This window comes from Actinomadura monticuli (assembly GCF_041463655.1).
GTDB lineage: Bacteria > Actinomycetota > Actinomycetes > Streptosporangiales > Streptosporangiaceae > Spirillospora > Spirillospora monticuli.
The window spans coordinates 271126-287948 of sequence record NZ_JAXCEI010000005.1; the positions used below are offsets into that span (position 1 = coordinate 271126).

Genomic DNA, 16823 nt, shown 5'->3' on the forward strand with positions numbered 1-16823 from the left:
GGAATAGATCGTTCCGTTCTGTTAATCTCGGGTCATGGCACGGGTACTGGACCGCCGCGCGCTCAACCGGGCCGCCCTCGACCGGCAACTCCTCCTCCACCGCTCCCGGATGCCCGCCCTGGACGCCGTCGAGAGGCTCGTCGCGATCCAGGCGCAGGAGACCAACATGCCCTACCTGGGCCTCTGGACGCGCCTGGACGGATTCCGCCGCGACGACCTCACCGGCCTGCTCCACGACCGATCCGTCGTGCGCGGCTCGATCCTCCGGGGGACGCAGCACATGTCCACGGCCGGCGACTACCTGTGGCTCCGCCCACTCGTCCAGGCGTGCCTCCTGCGCGCGCAGCAGGCCGCGTTCGGCAGGGTCACCAAGGACTGGGACCTGGACGAACTCGCCAAGGAGGCCCGCAGGCTCCTGGACGGCCGGACGCTGACCCGCCCCCAACTGGCCAGGAAACTCGCCGAACAATGGCCGGACCGCGACGTCCAGGCCCTCGGCTGGACGGTCCAGGCGCTGGTCCCCGTCGTCCACCCGCCGCCCAGCGGAACGTGGAACACCGGCGGCGCCACGCCGTTCGCGCTCGCCGAGGACTGGATCGGCGAGCCCCTTCAGCAGCCCGCGCCGGAACGGCTGATCCGCCGCTATCTGAGCGCGTTTGGCCCGGCCTCGGTCAAGGACTTCCAGATGTGGTCGGGCATGCGCCGCATGGACGCCGACTTCGGGGAACTCCGCCCCGCCCTCCAGGTCTACAAGGACGAGAACGGCGTCGAACTCTTCGACCTCCCCGACATTCCGTTCCCGGACGACCGCCCAGCGCCCGTCCGTTTCCTGCCGGCCTTCGACAACCTGATCCTCGCCTACGCCGACCGCACCCGCATGATGACGGACGAGCACCGAAAGGCCGTATGCGTGGGCGCCATCACCAAACCCACCCTCCTGGTGGACGGCCGCGTCCACGGCACCTGGGCGCTCAAACACGACAAGAAATCCGACCGCGCCACCCTCACCATCGAACTCTTCTCGCCCCTCCCGGACGATCAGCCCGTCCAAGAAGAGGCCGCCGCCCTCCTGACCTTCGCCGCCCCCACCGCCGAACACGCCGTCCACCTGAAAGATCTGTAGCGGCCCACCGCCTGAAAGGAATGCGAACGGTCTGTCATGGAGGGCGCGGAATTGGTGAAGTCCCTACAGGAGAGGGCGGCCCGCGCACAACCGGCGGAGCGCGTCAAGGACGCCGACGGTTGGCTTCTGCGCCACGCCCCCCATTGTTCCTGGTGGGTGGGAACGGTTCTACCGCATGGTGACGCCCGCCGGGATGATCTGATCGGCAGGGTCGTGGAAGCGGAAGAGTTCTATGCCGCGCACGGCACGACTCCGTGCTTCCAGATCACGCCGAAGGCGTGCCCGGAAGGGCTCGACGCCGTTCTGGAGAAGCGAGGGTACCGGCGGCGCGGTTCGGTGTCGTTGCAGACCGCTTCCGTCGCCCGCCTCGTGGAACTCGCGCCGACGCTCAAGGTTCGCCTGGATGAGCGTCCGACACGGCCCTGGTACGACACATGGCAGGCGGTGAACGGCGACTCCCGCGCTGAATACGCGATGCTCGCCCGGGTGGAGTCGCCGTCCGTCTATGCCTCCGCGCTGATCGGTGACGAAGTCGTCGCGGTCGGCCGCGCGGTCGCCGACACGGGCTGGGCGGGCGTTTTCAGCATGGTCACCCTTCCCCGGGCGCGCGGACGCGGTGCCGCTCGCAATGTGCTGGCCGCCCTGGCCGGCTGGGCCGCCGCGAACAGCGCCGACCACATGTATTTGCAGGTCGAACGCGATAACGGCCCCGCGCTGCGACTGTACGAGCGGGCAGGATTCACCGGAATACGCACCTACCACTACCGCGACGCGCACCTGGCCGTTCCCGCAAAGGGAACTATGCCTTGATCAGGCCGCCGTCTGCTCTCCAACGGTGATCGTGAAAGTGGTGTGCATCGCCCTGGCGATCCGGTCCAGCATCGCAAGCGTGGGCACGCCGCCACCGCCCTCGATGCGCGACAAAGCGGGCTGAGATATGCCGGCGCTCTCGGCGACGACCGCCTGCGTAAGCCCGAGTTCGAGGCGGCGCTCACGGACCATGTCGCCAAGCCGCAGGTCTAGCCCTGCCTGCTCGTACTCCGGATGAGCCGTGGCTGCTTCCCGCAGCCGCCTGGCGCGGTAGTCGCTCCAGCCGCCGTGTCCGGCCATCACTCACTCCTCCCGTAGTAGTGCTCCGCTGGTTCCCGGTGGAACGACTCGCAGGTCTTCCGCATGAGGACCGCTCGCTCGACGTCCCGCGGCTGGGAGCCATTGCGATCCTTCTGGAACACCGTGAGCAACACGATCTGCCGACCGCGCCCCGTAGGCAGCCAGTACGTGATTCGCCACGCGGTCTCCTCCAGGTACAGGCGCAGTTCTCGAACACCGTCCCGTAAGGCCCTGGTGTGGTGTCCGTCGAGTATGTCACCACGGGCCACGAGGTAGTCGTCCACGTTCCGCATGACGCGCAGGTACTGGGCGAACGGCAGGGTGTCCAGCCATGTCACCACCTCGGGCTCCATCTCGATCTCGAACATACCATCAATAATATATACGATCGATGGTAAGGCGCTGGGGCTTGAGAAGTCCAGTGACGTAGAGGTCTTTGGGAAAGGGCGCCGGGTGTCGGTGGATGTCTGTAGAAATGTCGTGTGACGGAGTGGGGTGGGGAGGCGCTGGCGCGGTTGCGGGCGGTCGCGCATGTGGGGAGCGGGGACGTCGGGGTGTTGGAAGGGCGTCCGCTCGGGCCGGTGCTCCAGTACGCCGGGGACGTGCTTCTCGCCGCGCTCGCCAAGGGGGACGCCGAGGAGGTCCTGGTCCGTGAATGCCTGGACGGGCTGATCGAACGCGGTCTTCCGGGCGATGCCGAGCTGGCCGCCGAACTCGCCGCCGCGCTCGGGACGCGTCCCGCCGAACCGCTCCAACCGCTGCCCGTCGACCTCGGCGCCGTCGCGGCGGCCATGGACGACGGCGATCAGGTCGTCGACCTGGAGCGCGGCGACGTCCTGCCGGCCTGCGAGGCGGAGGACGTCCCGGGGCGGTGGCTGCCGGTCCCGCCGGGCGTCCTGCCCCCGGAGGAGGACGCGCGGCGGGGCGCGGCGCGCGCCTGGCTCGCGGAACAGGGGTACCGGCCCGTCCTGCGGAGCCTCTAGCACGGAACGGCTGAGCCGCGACGGACAGGACGATCTCGCCCTGGACGAGGCCCTGACCTCGCGGCGAGTGCCGCCGGGCGTCAAGAGCCGGGGCGTCAAGAGCCGGGGCGCACCAGCGGGAACGGGATCGTCTCGCGGATGCTCCGGCCCGTCAGCGTGATCAGCAGCCGGTCGATGCCCATGCCCATGCCGCCCGCCGGCGGCATCGCGTACTCCAGGGCGCGCAGGAAGTCCTCGTCCAGCTCCATGGCCTCCGGGTCGCCGCCCGCCGCCTGCAGCGACTGCTCGGTGAGCCGCTTGCGCTGCAGGATCGGGTCGATCAGCTCGGAGTAGGCGGTGCCCAGTTCCAGGCCGAAGACGATCAGGTCCCACTTCTCGGCGAGCCGCGGGTCGTCGCGGTGCGGGCGGGTCAGCGGCGACGTCTCGGCCGGGTAGTCGCGGACGAACGTCGGCGCCAGCAGGTGCTCCTCCACGAGCGCCTCGAACAGCTCCTGGACGATCCTGCCCTGCCCCCACTGCGGGTCGGCGTTCAGCCCGTGCCGCTCGGCGAACCTCTGGACGGCCGCGCGCGGCGTGTCGGGCGTGACCTCCTCGCCGAGGGCCTTCGACACCGACTCGTACACGGTGATCTCCTGCCAGGGCTCGGCGAGGTCGTACTCGACGCCGTCCCGGACGACGACGCTCGTGCCGAGGGCGGCGCGGGCCGCGTCCACGACCAGGGAGCGGGTCAGGGCCGCCATCGTGTCGTAGTCGCCGTACGGCTCGTACGCCTCCAGCATCGTGAACTCGGGGTTGTGCTTCTGCGAGACGCCCTCGTTGCGGAAGTTGCGGTTCAGTTCAAAGACGCGCCCGATCCCGCCGACCAGCAGCCGCTTCAGGTACAGCTCGGGCGCGATCCGCAGGTAGAGCTGCATGTTGTAGGCGTTGATGCGGGTCGTGAACGGCCGCGCTGTCGCGCCTCCGTGCACGGGCTGGAGCATCGGCGTCTCGACTTCGAGGTAGCCGCGGGCGCGCAGCCCGTCGCGGACGGCGGCGACGGCGTCGCCGCGCATCCGCAGCATCCGGCGCGACTCGTCGTTGACGATGAAGTCGACGTACCGCTGCCGGACGCGCGCCTCCGGGTCGGAGAGCCCGGAGCTCTTGTTCGGCAGCGGGCGCAGGCACTTGGCGGCGAGCGTCCAGGACGAGGCGAGCACCGACAGCTCCCCGCGCCGGGACGTGACGATCTCGCCGCGCACCCCGACCTGGTCGCCGAGGTCGATGAGCGCCTTCCAGTCGTGCAGGGAGTCCTCGCCGAGGGCGTCGGCGGTCAGCATGACCTGCAGGTCGGCGGTCTCGTCCCGGAGCGTGACGAAGATCAGCCGGCCGTGCTCGCGGGCCAGCACGACCCGTCCCGCGATGGCCGCCTCGGCGCCGGTGCGCGTGTCGGGGGCGAGGCCCGGGAAGCGGGCGCGGATGTCGGCGGCGAAGTCGGTGCGCTCGCAGCTCAGCGCGTAGGGCTCCCTCCCGGCGGCGCGGATCTGGTCGAGCTTGGCGTGCCGCACCCGCTCCTGCTCCGACAGCCGCCGCTGCGGGGCGCGCGCCGCGTCCGCCGCCTCCTCGATCTCCCGGATCTTGTCGACGAGGTCGGTGGACGGGACCATCGCGGCGGCCCGGTCCAGCTTCGGGCGGTTGAGGCTCGGCAGGAACCCCTCGGCCCGCGCGTAGGCGAGGCCGAGCCGGACGAGGTGCCGCCCCTGCGTGTAGCAGATGAAGCGCGGGCGCCAGTGCGGCAGGTACTTGGCGTTCGACAGGTACAGCGATTCGAGCTGCCAGAACCTCGACGCGAACGACAGGAACTTGTAGTAGAGCCGCGCGACGGGTCCCGCACCGATCTGCGAGCCGCGCTCGAACGCCGAGCGCAGCATCGCGAAGTTCAGCGAGAGCTGCTGCGCGCCGACCGCGGCGGCCTTCTCCGCCAGCTTGGCCACCATGTACTCGTTGAGGCCGTTCTCGGCGAGCCGGTCGCGGCGCATCAGGTCGAGCGACAGCCCGGCCCGGCCCCACGGGACGAAGCTGAGCAGCCCGCGCAGCTCCCCGTGCGCGTCGAACGCCTCGACCATGACGCAGCGCCCGTCCGTCGGGTCGCCGAGGCGGCCGAGGGCCATGGAGAAGCCGCGTTCGGTCTCCTCGCCGCGCCAGGCGTCGGCGCTGCGGATGAGCTTGGCCATCTCCCAGCCGGGGATTTGCGAGTGCCGCCGGATCCGGACCGTGTACCCGGCCCGCTCGACCCGCCGGACGGCCTGCCGGACCTGCCGCATCTCGCGCCCGTCGAGGTTGAAGTCGGTGAGGTCGACGATGGCCTCGTCGCCGAGTTCGAGCGCGTCGAACCCGTGCCGCTTGTAGATGTGGGCGGCGCGCTCGCCGACGCTGACGGCGCCGGGGATCCACGCGTGGGCGCGGCACTCCTCCAGCCACGCCTCGATCGCCTGGTCCCAGGATTCGGGGTCGCCGAGCGGGTCGCCGCTGGCCAGCGAGACCGAACCTTCGACCCGGTAGGCGATGGCCGCCTTACCGTTCGGCGCGACCATGACGTCCTTGTCGCGGCGCAGCGCGAAGTAGCCGAGCGAGTCCTGGTCGCCGTATTCGGCGAGCAGCGCGCGCGCCGCCAGTTCCTCGCCGGGGGACAGGACGGGGTCGCGCCGCCCCGGCTTGAACAGCGCCCAGAACGTGACGATCAGCAGCCCGGTGCCGAGGCTCCACAGGATCGCGTCCACCCAGAACGGCACCGACACGTCGATCGGCTTGCCGGTGACGCGCGGCCCGAGGACGGTCTGGGCGACCGCGTAGAGCGGGTGCGTCCAGAAGTCGCCGGTCCGGTTCCGGTCGGTGAGGGTGACCAGGAACGTACCGATTCCGCAGGTCACGATGAGGAGGCTGGTGAAGACGATGGTGGCGAGGCGGCGGTTGGCCCGGTCGGGCAGCGTGGTGAACTGCCCGCGCGCCGCGATCAGCAGGCCGAGGACGGCGAGGTACACGGCGGCGGTGACGATCAGCCCGACGGGGGTCGGCCGGTCCGGGTTGACCAGCGTGGTCAGCACGGCGGTGACGCCGAGCGCCGTGGGCAGGCAGAAGATCAGGACGAGGAGGCGCCAGGCGGCCTTCTTGCGCCGCCGGACGCCCATCGACAGCAGGATCCACAGCATGCCGATGGGGACGCTGGGGAACCAGCCGAGGTAGCCGATCCAGCGCAGCGCCCAGACTTCGGCTATCTCGAGGATGAGACCATAGGAGACCCATGCCAGCAGCGACAGGATCCCGGAGAGACGGGTGTACCAGAAGAAGATCGTCGGGGCCGCCTGGATCAGCCGGTCCCACTCGCCCCGGAGTCCGTCCGGGCCTTGCGGGTCCTTCTCCGACATGGTCCCCCAGTCGCCGCGCGGTGTGGCTCTCTTCTTTTTACCGGGTGTCACGTCCATCGCGCTTTCGTCCGCATGTGCTCGTCCGGTCGCGAACCTCGGGGTGGTGCCGGACGTCGTACGGGTAGGGGGATGTGGCTTGCAAGCTCGGTCCAAGGTTGTCAGCAAAAGTCGATATGGTCGCGGATATGCCAAATGAACCCACCGGTGAGCGGTTGCTCGCCCGCCGCTACCGCCTGGTGACCCAGGTCGGCCGAGGCGGCATGGGGACGGTCTGGCAGGCGCACGATGAGGTCCTCGGTCGTGACGTTGCGGTGAAGGAGGTCATCCTCCCGCATGGTCTCACCGATGAGGAACGCGCCGTGCACCACAAGCGCACGTTCCGTGAGGCCCGCACCGCCGCGCGGCTCGGCCATCCCGGCGTCGTCACGGTCTACGACGTCGTCGAGGAGGACGACCGGCCCTGGATCATCATGGAGCTGATCAAGGCCCGCTCGCTGGACCAGGTGATCAAGCAGGAGGGGCCGCTGGAGCCGCGCCGCGCCGCCGAGATCGGCCGGCAGATGCTCGCCGCGCTGCACGCCGCGCACGGCGCGGGCGTCCTGCACCGCGACGTCAAGCCGAGCAACGTGCTGATCACCGGCACCGGCCGGATGGGCGAGCGCGCCGTGCTCACCGACTTCGGCATCGCGACCGCCGCGGGCGACGCGACCCTCACCCAGACCGGCCTCGTGATGGGGTCGCCCGCCTACATCGCGCCCGAGCGCGCCCGGGGCCGCGTCGCCGGCCCGGCGTCGGACCTGTGGTCCCTCGGCGTCACCCTGTACGCGATGCTGCACGGCCGGTCCCCGTTCGAACGGCCCGAGCCGATGGCCGCGCTGGTCGCGGTGATCTCCGAGGAGCCCGACCCGCCGAACAAGGGCGGCCGGCTCATCCCGGTCGTCGAGGGGCTGCTGCGCAAGAACCCCGACCAGCGGATGGACGCGATCGAGGCGGGCGCGCTGCTGGACGAGATCGTCCGGCAGGAGACCGTCGACACCCAGCGCACGATGGCCGTCGAGTTCTCCCTGGACGAGCTCCCCGGCCCCCAGACCACCGCCGAGGACCCGTCCTACGGTTCGCGGCCGTACGCGGAGGCGTACGCCGAGCCGTACCCGGAGACGTACGCGCCCGACCAGCCGCTCCCGGAGGAGCTGGAGTCCGCCGAGGGCCGGACGGACGTCGCCGAACCCACGGCGGCGTCCCCGCAGGCGGCCCCCGACGCGCGTCCCGACCAGCTGACCAGCCTCGACCTGCCGACCGGCATCGCCGGCAAGGCCGGGTCGGGCGCGGCGCCCGCGAACCCGGGCGAGACCGCGCCCGATCCGGACCGGGTCCGCTCGTGGCGCTCCGGCCCGCGCACCGAGCCCGCCGGCGCCGTCGCCGAGCAGGGCCGGCCCGAGCCGGGGCCGTCCACGCACTTCCCGCCGACGACGCACCCGGCCCAGCGGCCCGCGCTGGCCGCCAACCGGAACGTGCTGATCGTCGCCGCGGTCGTGCTGATCATCATCGTGGTGGTCGCGGGCATCGCCCTCGCCAACGGCGGGGACGACCAGAAGGGCCGGAAGACGGGCGCCACCGTGCCGCCGAGCGGCGCCACGACGCCGTCGGCCCCGGCGACGTCCGCCAAGCCGAGCGGTTCGCCGAGCAAGGGCGGGCTGCCCGCCGGGTTCAGCATGCACAAGGACGCCAGCGGCTACTCGGTGCCCGTCCCGAAGGGCTGGAGCGGGCCCGAGCGCAAGCAGGGCGGCGACTACTTCTACTCGCCCGACCGCACGGTCTACCTGCAGATCGACCAGACCGATGACCCGGGCGACAGCGCCATCGGCGACTGGCGGCGGCAGGAGCGCGGCGGCAGCGGGTTCCCCGGCTACAAGAAGATCAAGATCGCCCCGACCGGCGACCACCCGCCCGTACGCGACACCGGCGACGGCGACGACTCCGCCGACTGGGAGTTCACCTACAACGGCGCCGGAGGCCGGGTGCGCGTCCTCAACCGCGGATTCGTGACGAACGGGCACGGCTACGCGCTCCTGCTGCGCGCCCCCGACAAGGAATGGGACAGGGTGTTCGCCGACCTCCAGCCGGTCTACGAGTACTTCAAGCCCGCGGACGACTGATGGCCGGCCGCCTCCTCGCCGGTCGCTACCGGCTCGAATCCGTGGTCGGCCGCGGCGGGATGGGCACGGTGTGGCGGGCCCGCGACGAGACCCTCGACCGCGAGGTCGCCGTCAAGGAGGTCGTGCTGCCCGCCGGGCTGGGCGACGACGAGCGGGAGAACCGGCACCGCCGGACGCTGCGCGAGGCCCGCGCGTCGGCGCGGCTGAACCATCCGGGCGTCGTGACCGTACACGATGTCGTGGACGAGGACGACCGGCCGTGGATCGTCATGGAGCTGGTGCGGGCCCGTTCCCTCCAGGAGATCGTGGACGAGGACGGGCCGCTGCCGCCCGGCCGCGTCGCGGCGATCGGCGTGCAGATCGCGGGCGCGCTGCGGGCGGCGCACGCGATCGGCATCCTGCACCGTGACGTCAAGCCCGCGAACGTGCTGGTCGCCGACGACGACCGGGCCGTCCTCACCGACTTCGGCATCGCGCAGCTCGCGGGCGACGCGACGCTCACCGGCACCGGGCTGATCATGGGCTCGCCCGCGTACATGTCGCCGGAGCGGGTGAACGGCGACCCGGCGATCCCCGCGTCCGACCTGTGGGCGCTCGGCGCCACCCTCTACGCGGCGACCGAGGGGAAGGCGCCGCACCACCGCAGCGACGCGATGGCCGTGCTCGCGGCCGTGATGACGCAGGACGTCCCGCCGCCGCGGAACGCCGGGCCGCTCGCGCCCGTCCTCACCGGGCTGCTGGAGCGCGACCCGGTCCGGCGGCTCAGCGGGGACCGTGCCGAGGAGGCGCTCAAGGCGGTCGCGTCCGGCCATGCCGCGGACCTGGCCGCCGCCCGGCTCGCCTCGGGGGAGGCGACGACCGCGGACGGGGCCGCGGCGGACGCGGCGGCGACCGCGACGGACGGCACCGCCACGCAGTCCGCGTCGTCCCAGCAGACAGCGTCGTTCCAGCAGGCCGCGCCGTTCCAGCAGGTCGTTCCCGTCCCGCCCCCGCCGCAGGGGATGACCGCGCCGTTCGGGCCGGGGCCCGGCACGCAGTGGACGCCCGCGCCCGCGGGGCCTCCGCGGGCGGCGAAGCGGTCGATGGCGGCGCCGATCCTCGGGGGCGTCGCCGCGGCGGCGGCGATCCTGACGGTCGCCGGTGTCGTCTTCTGGATGAACCGCCCCTCTACCGACAAGTCGGATCCCACGCCGCGCCCGCCCGCCGCCGCGGGCGTCCCGTCCGCGACGAACACCGCGCCGTCGGGCACGTCCACGTCGCCCGGCACGTCGGCCTCATCGCCGGCCGGCGGCGCGACACCCCTTCCGGAAGGGCTCACCCGGGCGTCCGGTCCCGGATACACGATCGGCGTCCCGACGGGATGGCGGCGGTCGGAGCAGGGCAACAGCGTCATCTGGACCGACCCCGTGTCCAGCGCCTACGTGCAGGTCGACCGGACGATCTGGTCCGGCGACCCGTACGGGCACTGGGTCACCTGGGAGCGGGAGGCCATCGCGGACGGCAAGCTGAAGGACTTCCGCCGGCTCGGGGAGATCACCCGCACGGAGGTCGCCGGGCGGCCCGCCGCCGACATCGAGTTCACCTGGACGCGCGGCGCGGGCCTCACCCGCGCACGCGACCGGGGCGTGATCGCCGGAGGCAGGCCGTACGCGGTCGTGGTGGCCGTTCCCGCGTCCCAGTGGTATGAGAGAGAGCCCCTCGTGAAGAATGTGCTCGACACGTTCCGTCCCTCCGGGGTGGGATGACAACGGGGGGACTCTTCCGACATGGCACAGGCACGTCTGCTCGGTAACCGCTACCGGCTCGACTCGGTGGTCGGGCGGGGCGGCATGGGCACCGTGTGGCGCGCCCTTGACGTCATGCTCGACCGCGAGGTCGCGGTCAAGGAGGTCGTGTTCCCGCCGGGCCTGAACGACGACGAGCGCGCCGTCCTCTACGAGCGGACGTTCCGGGAGGCGCGGGCGTCGGCGCGGCTCAACCACTCCGGCGTCGTGACCGTCCACGACGTGGTGCAGGAGGCCGACCGGCCCTGGATCGTGATGGAGTTGGTCCTCGCCCCGTCGCTGCAGGACATCATCGAGCGCGGACCACTCGACCACCGCCGGGTGGCCGATATCGGCCTGCAGATGCTGGGCGCGCTCCGGCACGCCCACGAGAAGGGCATCCTGCACCGCGATGTGAAGCCCAGCAACGTGCTGATCACCGACTCCGGCCGGGTGGTCCTCACCGACTTCGGCATCGCGCAGGTGGAGGGCGACGCGACGCTCACGCAGACGGGCCTCGTCATGGGGTCGCCCGCCTACATCCCGCCCGAGCGGGCGCAGGGCGAGCGGGCGGTCCCGGCGTCCGACCTGTGGGCGCTCGGCGCGACCCTGTACGCGGCGGTCGAGGGCCGCTCCCCCTACGAGCGGTCGGACGCGATGTCGTCGCTGCAGGCCGCGCTGACCGAGCCGGTCCCGCCGGCGCGGAACGCGGGGCCGCTCGCCCGGGTGCTGAACGGCCTTCTGGAGCGCGAGCCGGTGCGCCGGATGACCGCCGTGCAGGCGCAGCCGCTGCTCACCCGGGTCGCCGCGATGCCGCCGCCCCGGCCCGCACCGCGGCCGCAGCCCCGGCCGGCTCCGCGACCGCAGCCGCCCCCGCGCTCGTCGGCGAGCGAGACGCTGCTGGACGAGCCGTCCGCCCGCCGTCCGCCCGCCGGCCGGACCGACGACGCGGCCGAGACCGTCATGGACCCGTCCGAACTGGGCCCGGTGACGCGCCGCGATCCCACCGACGCCGGCCCGGTGACGCGGCGCGACCCCGGCGGCCCCGGCGGCTCCGGCGGCTCCGGCGGCTCCGCGGAGCGCAACGGCTCGCATCGTCCGCCGCCGGTCCGTCCCGGCCAGGACCGCGAGGCGCGGACGTTACTGGAGACCGAGTGGGCGCCGCCGCCGTCCCGGCCTGACGCTCCGCCGCCGTCCCGGCCCGACCCTTCGCCGCCGTCGACGCGCCCGCCGTGGGAGCAGCAGCGGCCGTACCCGGACTGGGGGCACCAGTCCCCGCCGCCCGACGCCGGCGGGGAGCGCCGCAGGACGGTGCTGGTCGTCACGATCGCGGTGGTCCTCGTCGTGGTGGCGGTGCTGCTGGGCGCGTTCATCCTGCGCGGCAAGCTGCGCTCGGGCGCTCAGGCCGCGGTGACGCCGAGCCCGGTGATCTGCGCCCCGTTCGCGGTGACGGCGGGCTGCTCGGACACCACGTCCGTCATCACCATGTAGGGCAGCGTCAGCGGCGGCGGCTGCTCCGGTGTGAACGTGAGCGGTATCCCGAGCAGCTTGGACGACATCTTCGTCGTGTACATGACGACGTCGCCGGTCAGCGTGAGGTTGGGCGTCCGGATCCGCGCGGCGGCCCCGCCGTGGGCGGACGTCTGGTCCACGTTCTTCAGCACGGCCTTGGACATGCTGAACTTCAGCGCCTTGACCGTCCCGCCCGCCGAGGAGAGGGACGCGACGCCGTCGTAGCTGAGGCCGGACATCGTCAGCGAGTCGGCCCGCAGCGTCCCGGCGTCGGTGTAGACGCGGGTCCCCGAGCCGGCCGCCTTGTCCTGCGTCTTGAGGCAGGCGGGGTCCTTGCTCGCCTGCATCTCCTGGAGGAGCTTGCGGGCCTCGTCCGCGGACAGCCCCGCGCCGTTCGAGGGCGCCTCCGGGCACGCCGGCGCCGTGGGTGTCGGCGTGGGGGTGGACGTGGGGGTGGACGTGGGGGTGGGAGTGGGCGTCGCGCCGGCGGAGGGCGTGGCGCTGGGGGACGGCGAGGGGGAGGCGGCCGGGGCGGCCGAGGCCGTGGACGACGGCGCGGGCGAGGGGCTCAGGAGGTGGACGCCCAGCAGGGCGGGCAGCGCGATGGCGGTCAGGCGTCCGCCGCGGTGCGCGCCCGGCCTGGCGCGCTCCCCGCCGGTGCGGGCGTCCGTCGCGGGGGCTGCCGGGACCGGGGACCAGGCGAAGCCGAGGGCGCCGCCGAGCAGTCCGAGCAGCAGCCCCACGAGGAAGCCGCCGAAGTTGGACGTGAGGAACGACGCCAGCGACAGCAGCACGGCGAGGATGCCGAAGAAGCTGCGCTGCGCGGGCTGGACCCACATCAGCACGCCGGCGGTGACGAGCAGCGCGCCGATCAGCCAGCTCGCCACCCCGGCCATGCCCTGGTGGATGACGAGCGGCATCGGCGCGAGCGGGATCGCGATGAGCTCCAGGCCGCCGAGGACGGCGAACACGCCTCCCCAGAAGGGACGTGTCCGCCGCCAGCGACGGAAGCCGTGCGGGGCGCGCCCGTGTGCTTCGGCGGGATTCATGGCCTCAGAAGCACTCGTCGCCGAGCTTCATGCTGAGGTCGCTCAGCTTGAACGTGCCGGCGGTGGTGGCCCAGGCGACCTGCCTGACGTTGGTCAGCTCGATCCTGGACGCCTGCTGGCCGAACGTGCCGGCCGCGCCCTGCGCGCCGTTCGGGCCCTTGTCCAGGGTGCTCGCGTCCCGGCCGATCTCGATGTTGGAGAACTTGGCGTCGGCGTTGAGCTGCTCCACGTCGAGGACGAGGTCGCTGGCCTCGACGGGCTTGGAGCCCGTCCCGGCGGTCAGCCGCAGCGTGAACGGGCCGACCTTCACCGACTGGCACATGTTGCGGATCTGCGCGGACTTGATGCCGGAGATCTGCACCGGGTGCTTCGCGCCGTCCTTGCTCGCGTCGACACCGCCATACTGGACGAAGCCCTGTCCGGTGAGGGAGTCGGCGCTGACCTTGAAGCTGCCGCCGGAGACGGCGAACGAGGAGGCGATCGCGCCCTGCGCGGTCATGAAGGCCAGGGCGCCGGCGCCGATCGCGGCGGGGGCGGCGATGGCGGCGAACCGCTTCCAGCGGACGCGGCCGACGGCGGGCTCGGGGGAGTCGGTCATGGGGGGTTTGCTCCTGGGGGTCTAGGGCCACGATGGACCAGGCGACACCGGTCGATCTCGTGACGGTGAGTGCAAGTTACTCCTAAGTACTTACTTGCGGCAAACTCGATCATGGGGTCGGAAAGTAAAGGATTCGGGTGTTGACCTGCGGAGTTCTTTGCACTCGATGTCAATAGGACCGGCAAGGAATCAACGTCTATCAACTACCAAGCGTGATCGTCACGGGCCATAGATCCCCGGCCGTGCGGGCCGAAGGTCCCGAAACGGGCCGGACGCGGGGCGCGTGGAAGAGGCAGCGGGCCGCGCGGAAGAGAGGCGGCCGCGCGGAACAGGGGCGGTCGTGCGGAGGGGATCAGGTGCCGGCGGAGAAGGCGTCCAGTGCGAGGCGCAGCTCGCCGATGTGCGCGCCCAGCTCCCCGGCGGGCTCGCCGGACCCCAGCCGGGCGACGCCGTCCTCGACCTTGGTGAGCCGCTCGTCGAGGGCCGCGAGGAGGCGCTCGCAGCCGGCCAGGGCGCCGTCGGCGTCGTCCCCGCCGAGGGTGCGGCGCAGCAGCTGGGCCTGCTGCCTCAGCCGCACGGTGCGGCGGTGCAGATCGACGAACACCGACACCTTCGCGCGCAGCAGCCACGGGTCGAACGGCTTGGTGAGGTAGTCGACGGCGCCGGCCGCGTAGCCCCGGTACGCCTGCTCCCCGGCCCCGCTGCCGGCGGTGAGGAAGATGATCGGGATGTCCCGCGTGCGCGGCCGGGCCTTGATGTGCTCCGCGGTCTCGAAACCGTCCATCTCCGGCATGACGACGTCCAGCAGGATCAGCGCGAAGTCGTCGTTCAGCAGCTCCTTCAGCGCCGCCGATCCGGACGTGACGGGCACGACGTCCACCGGGAGCGCGTCGAGCACCGCCGCGAGCGCGGTCAGGTTCTCCTCGCGGTCGTCGACGGCCAGAATCCTCGTGTCGTTCGGCACCGGACTCCTCAACCTCGGTGGATGGCCTCCGCCGTCCAGCCTGTCATGTCCCTGCGGACGGCAACAGCGAATCGCTGCAGAGTAAATTTCTAAGGCAGCCAGCCGGGTTTGACCAACCCCGACTCGTAGGCGTACACGACGAGCTGGGCGCGGTCACGGGCGCCGAGCTTCACCATCGTGCGGCTGACGTGCGTCTTCGCGGTGGCCGGGCTGACCACGAGGCGGGCCGCGATCTCCTCGTTCGACAGGCCCTCCCCGACGAGCGCCATGACCTCCCGCTCCCGGTCGGTCAGTGCGTTCAGCCGCGGCGACGGCGCGGGCTCCTTGGCCCGTGCGGCGAACTCGGCGATCAGCCGCCGGGTCACGCTCGGCGACAGCAGCGCGTCCCCGTCCGCGACCGCCCGGACGGCGTGGATCAGCTCCACCGGCTCGGTGTCCTTCACCAGGAACCCGCTCGCGCCGCCGCGCAGCGCCTCGAAGACGTACTCGTCCAGCTCGAACGTGGTCAAGATCACGATCTTGACGCCGTCGAGCCGCTCGTCGGAGGCGATCCGGCGGGTGGCCGCGAGACCGTCCAGGCCCGGCATGCGGATGTCCATCAGGATGACGTCGGGCCGCAGCCGGCGCGCCTGCGCGACCGCCTCCTCGCCGTCGCTCGCCTCGCCGACGACCTCGATGTCGGACTGCGCGTCCAGCAGCGCCCGGAACCCGGCCCGGACGAGGACCTGGTCGTCCGCCAGCATCACCTTGATCACCGCATACCCCTCACGTCTCGCCGTCCTCGTCCAGCGGCAGCGCCGCCCGCACCCGGAACCCGCCGCCCGGACGCGGCCCGGCGTCGAACGTCCCGCCGAGCGCGGCGGCCCGCTCGCGCATCCCGCGGATGCCGCTGCCGCCCGGCCGGTCGTCCAGCAGGGGCGCGCCCCGCCCGTCGTCCTCGACCCGCACCTCGATCTCGTGCTCACCGTAGGCGATCGCGACCCGCGCCGTCACCGGCCCGGGACCGGCATGGCGGGTCACGTTCGTCAGCGACTCCTGGACGATCCGGAACGCGGCGAGGTCGGTGCCCGCGTGCAGCGGCCGCCGGTCCCCGGTGATCTCGGCCTCGACCGCGAGCCCGGCGGAGCGGGCGCGGTCCAGCAGGTCGTCCAGCCGGTCGAGCCCGGCGGTGGGCGCGCGCGGCGCGCTCTCGCCCTGCGACCGCAGCGCGCCGATCACCCCGCGCATCTCGGTGAGCGCCTCCTTGCTCGCCTCCTTGATGGCCGCGAGCGCCGTCCGCGCCTGCTCGGGGTTCTGGTCGATCAGATGCAGCGCCACCCCGGCCTGCACGTTGATCATCGAGATGTTGTGGGCGAGCACGTCGTGCAGTTCGCGGGCCATCCGCAGCCGCTCCTCGCTGGCCTGCCGGCGCTCCTCCTCGTCCCGGATCCGCGCGGTCTCGGCGGCCCGCTGCGCCCGCATCCGGATCAGCTCCGCGCTGACCAGCACCACCAGCGCCCAGCCGACCACGAAGCTCGACCCGCCGAGGGTCGGCTCCTGCACCGCGAACGGCCCGTCCTGGCCGCGTTCGGCCGCCGGGACGCCGATCAGCGCGGTCAGGGCGAAGAACGCCGCGAGCCCGAGGCCCGCCCCGGCCCACGTCACCAGCCGGTGCCCGGCGACGACGGCGGCCATCATCGCGACGACCAGCGCCAGCGGCGCCGGCCCGTAGGTGTAGGCGCGCAGGAAGTACACCGCGGTGACCGCCGCGACGGCGCACACCGTGAACACCGGGTTCCGCCGCCTGAGCAGCAGCAGCGCCGGCCCGCCGAGCAGCAGCGCGAACCCCGGCGCGTCGAGGTCGGCGTGCCCGGGGTCGGACCCGCCGCCGTGCTCCCACGGAGGCCCGCCGGACCCCTCGCCCGACCTGCCGCTCTGCGCGCCCAGCGACCCGAAGACCTGGACGAACGCGACCAGGACCGGGACGACCCAGACCGGCCACGTACCAGGCCGCGACCAGCGCGGCGCAGAAGTGCTCATGCCCTGCACGCTAAGTCATCAGCACCCCGCGGCACGTCGCCCAAGAGGAGTGCGCCCCCCTACTCCCCCCGAAGTACCCGCCCCCCGCTCCGTTGACCTGCGGCGTGTTGTTGTTATCGCCCGCCGGATAACAACAACATGCCGC

At 72.4% G+C, this 16823-nt stretch carries 14 protein-coding genes; 6 read left to right on the forward strand and 8 right to left on the reverse strand.

The features are described from left to right. Nucleotides 1–34: 34 nt before the first annotated feature. A complete protein-coding gene (locus SM611_RS13045; protein WP_371949757.1) occupies nt 35–1123 on the forward strand; it encodes a winged helix DNA-binding domain-containing protein in 1089 nt (362 codons plus the stop codon). Between the two features lie 36 nt (nt 1124–1159). Then, nucleotides 1160–1933 carry a GNAT family N-acetyltransferase gene (locus tag SM611_RS13050; RefSeq protein ID WP_371949758.1) on the forward strand — a complete coding sequence of 258 codons (774 nt, stop codon included), beginning with the start codon at nt 1160–1162 and terminating at the stop codon, nt 1931–1933. Here the strand turns inward: SM611_RS13050 and SM611_RS13055 are convergent, their stop codons facing one another. Together SM611_RS13055 and SM611_RS13060 are read right to left on the reverse strand one after the other, a co-directional pair. Further along, entirely contained in the window at nt 1934–2233 is a 300-nt protein-coding gene (locus SM611_RS13055; RefSeq protein WP_371949759.1) for a helix-turn-helix domain-containing protein, read from the reverse strand. Beyond that, the gene (locus SM611_RS13060; protein ID WP_371949760.1) at nt 2233–2601 is read right to left on the reverse strand and encodes a type II toxin-antitoxin system RelE/ParE family toxin; all 369 of its coding nucleotides are present in this window, start codon (nt 2599–2601) and stop codon (nt 2233–2235) included. The genes SM611_RS13055 and SM611_RS13060 overlap by 1 nt, the downstream gene beginning before the upstream one ends. A 114-nt stretch (nt 2602–2715) precedes the next feature. Here SM611_RS13060 and SM611_RS13065 point away from each other — a divergent pair, with 114 nt between their 5' ends. Further along, nucleotides 2716–3216: a hypothetical protein gene (locus SM611_RS13065; protein WP_371949761.1), complete on the forward strand. Its 501-nt coding sequence runs from the start codon at nt 2716–2718 to the stop codon at nt 3214–3216. Between the two features lie 95 nt (nt 3217–3311). Here the strand turns inward: SM611_RS13065 and lysX are convergent, their stop codons facing one another. Further along, a complete protein-coding gene (gene lysX / locus SM611_RS13070) occupies nt 3312–6617 on the reverse strand; it encodes a bifunctional lysylphosphatidylglycerol synthetase/lysine--tRNA ligase LysX (RefSeq protein ID WP_371949762.1) in 3306 nt (1101 codons plus the stop codon). A gap of 185 nt (nt 6618–6802) precedes the next feature. Here lysX and SM611_RS13075 point away from each other — a divergent pair, with 185 nt between their 5' ends. Genes SM611_RS13075 through SM611_RS13085 form a run of 3 tightly spaced genes read left to right on the forward strand, consistent with a single transcriptional unit; the run spans nt 6803 to nt 12027 of the window. Beyond that, a complete protein-coding gene (locus SM611_RS13075) occupies nt 6803–8773 on the forward strand; it encodes a serine/threonine-protein kinase (RefSeq protein ID WP_371949763.1) in 1971 nt (656 codons plus the stop codon). Beyond that, nucleotides 8773–10518 carry a serine/threonine-protein kinase gene (locus tag SM611_RS13080; RefSeq protein ID WP_371949764.1) on the forward strand — a complete coding sequence of 582 codons (1746 nt, stop codon included), beginning with the start codon at nt 8773–8775 and terminating at the stop codon, nt 10516–10518. The genes SM611_RS13075 and SM611_RS13080 overlap by 1 nt, the downstream gene beginning before the upstream one ends. Nucleotides 10519–10539: 21 nt before the next feature. Next, complete coding sequence (locus SM611_RS13085; protein WP_371949765.1) at nt 10540–12027, forward strand: serine/threonine-protein kinase; 1488 nt, start codon at nt 10540–10542, stop codon at nt 12025–12027. On the opposite strand, the gene SM611_RS13090 is transcribed toward SM611_RS13085, so the two are convergent. The 5 genes from SM611_RS13090 to SM611_RS13110 all read right to left on the reverse strand — a co-directional run bounded on the left by SM611_RS13090 (nt 11937) and on the right by SM611_RS13110 (nt 16678). Beyond that, nucleotides 11937–13097: a DUF6114 domain-containing protein gene (locus tag SM611_RS13090; protein WP_371949766.1), complete on the reverse strand. Its 1161-nt coding sequence runs from the start codon at nt 13095–13097 to the stop codon at nt 11937–11939. The genes SM611_RS13085 and SM611_RS13090 overlap by 91 nt on opposite strands. A 4-nt stretch (nt 13098–13101) precedes the next feature. Beyond that, a complete protein-coding gene (locus SM611_RS13095; protein ID WP_371949767.1) occupies nt 13102–13695 on the reverse strand; it encodes a DUF6230 family protein in 594 nt (197 codons plus the stop codon). 352 nt (nt 13696–14047) lie between these two features. After that, on the reverse strand, nt 14048–14659 hold the full coding sequence (locus tag SM611_RS13100) for a response regulator (protein WP_371949768.1): 612 nt from the start codon (nt 14657–14659) through the stop codon (nt 14048–14050). Nucleotides 14660–14748: 89 nt separating this feature from the next. Further along, nucleotides 14749–15414 carry a response regulator transcription factor gene (locus tag SM611_RS13105; RefSeq protein WP_371949769.1) on the reverse strand — a complete coding sequence of 222 codons (666 nt, stop codon included), beginning with the start codon at nt 15412–15414 and terminating at the stop codon, nt 14749–14751. A gap of 10 nt (nt 15415–15424) precedes the next feature. Next, a complete protein-coding gene (locus SM611_RS13110; protein ID WP_371949770.1) occupies nt 15425–16678 on the reverse strand; it encodes a sensor histidine kinase in 1254 nt (417 codons plus the stop codon). Nucleotides 16679–16823: the final 145 nt, after the last annotated feature.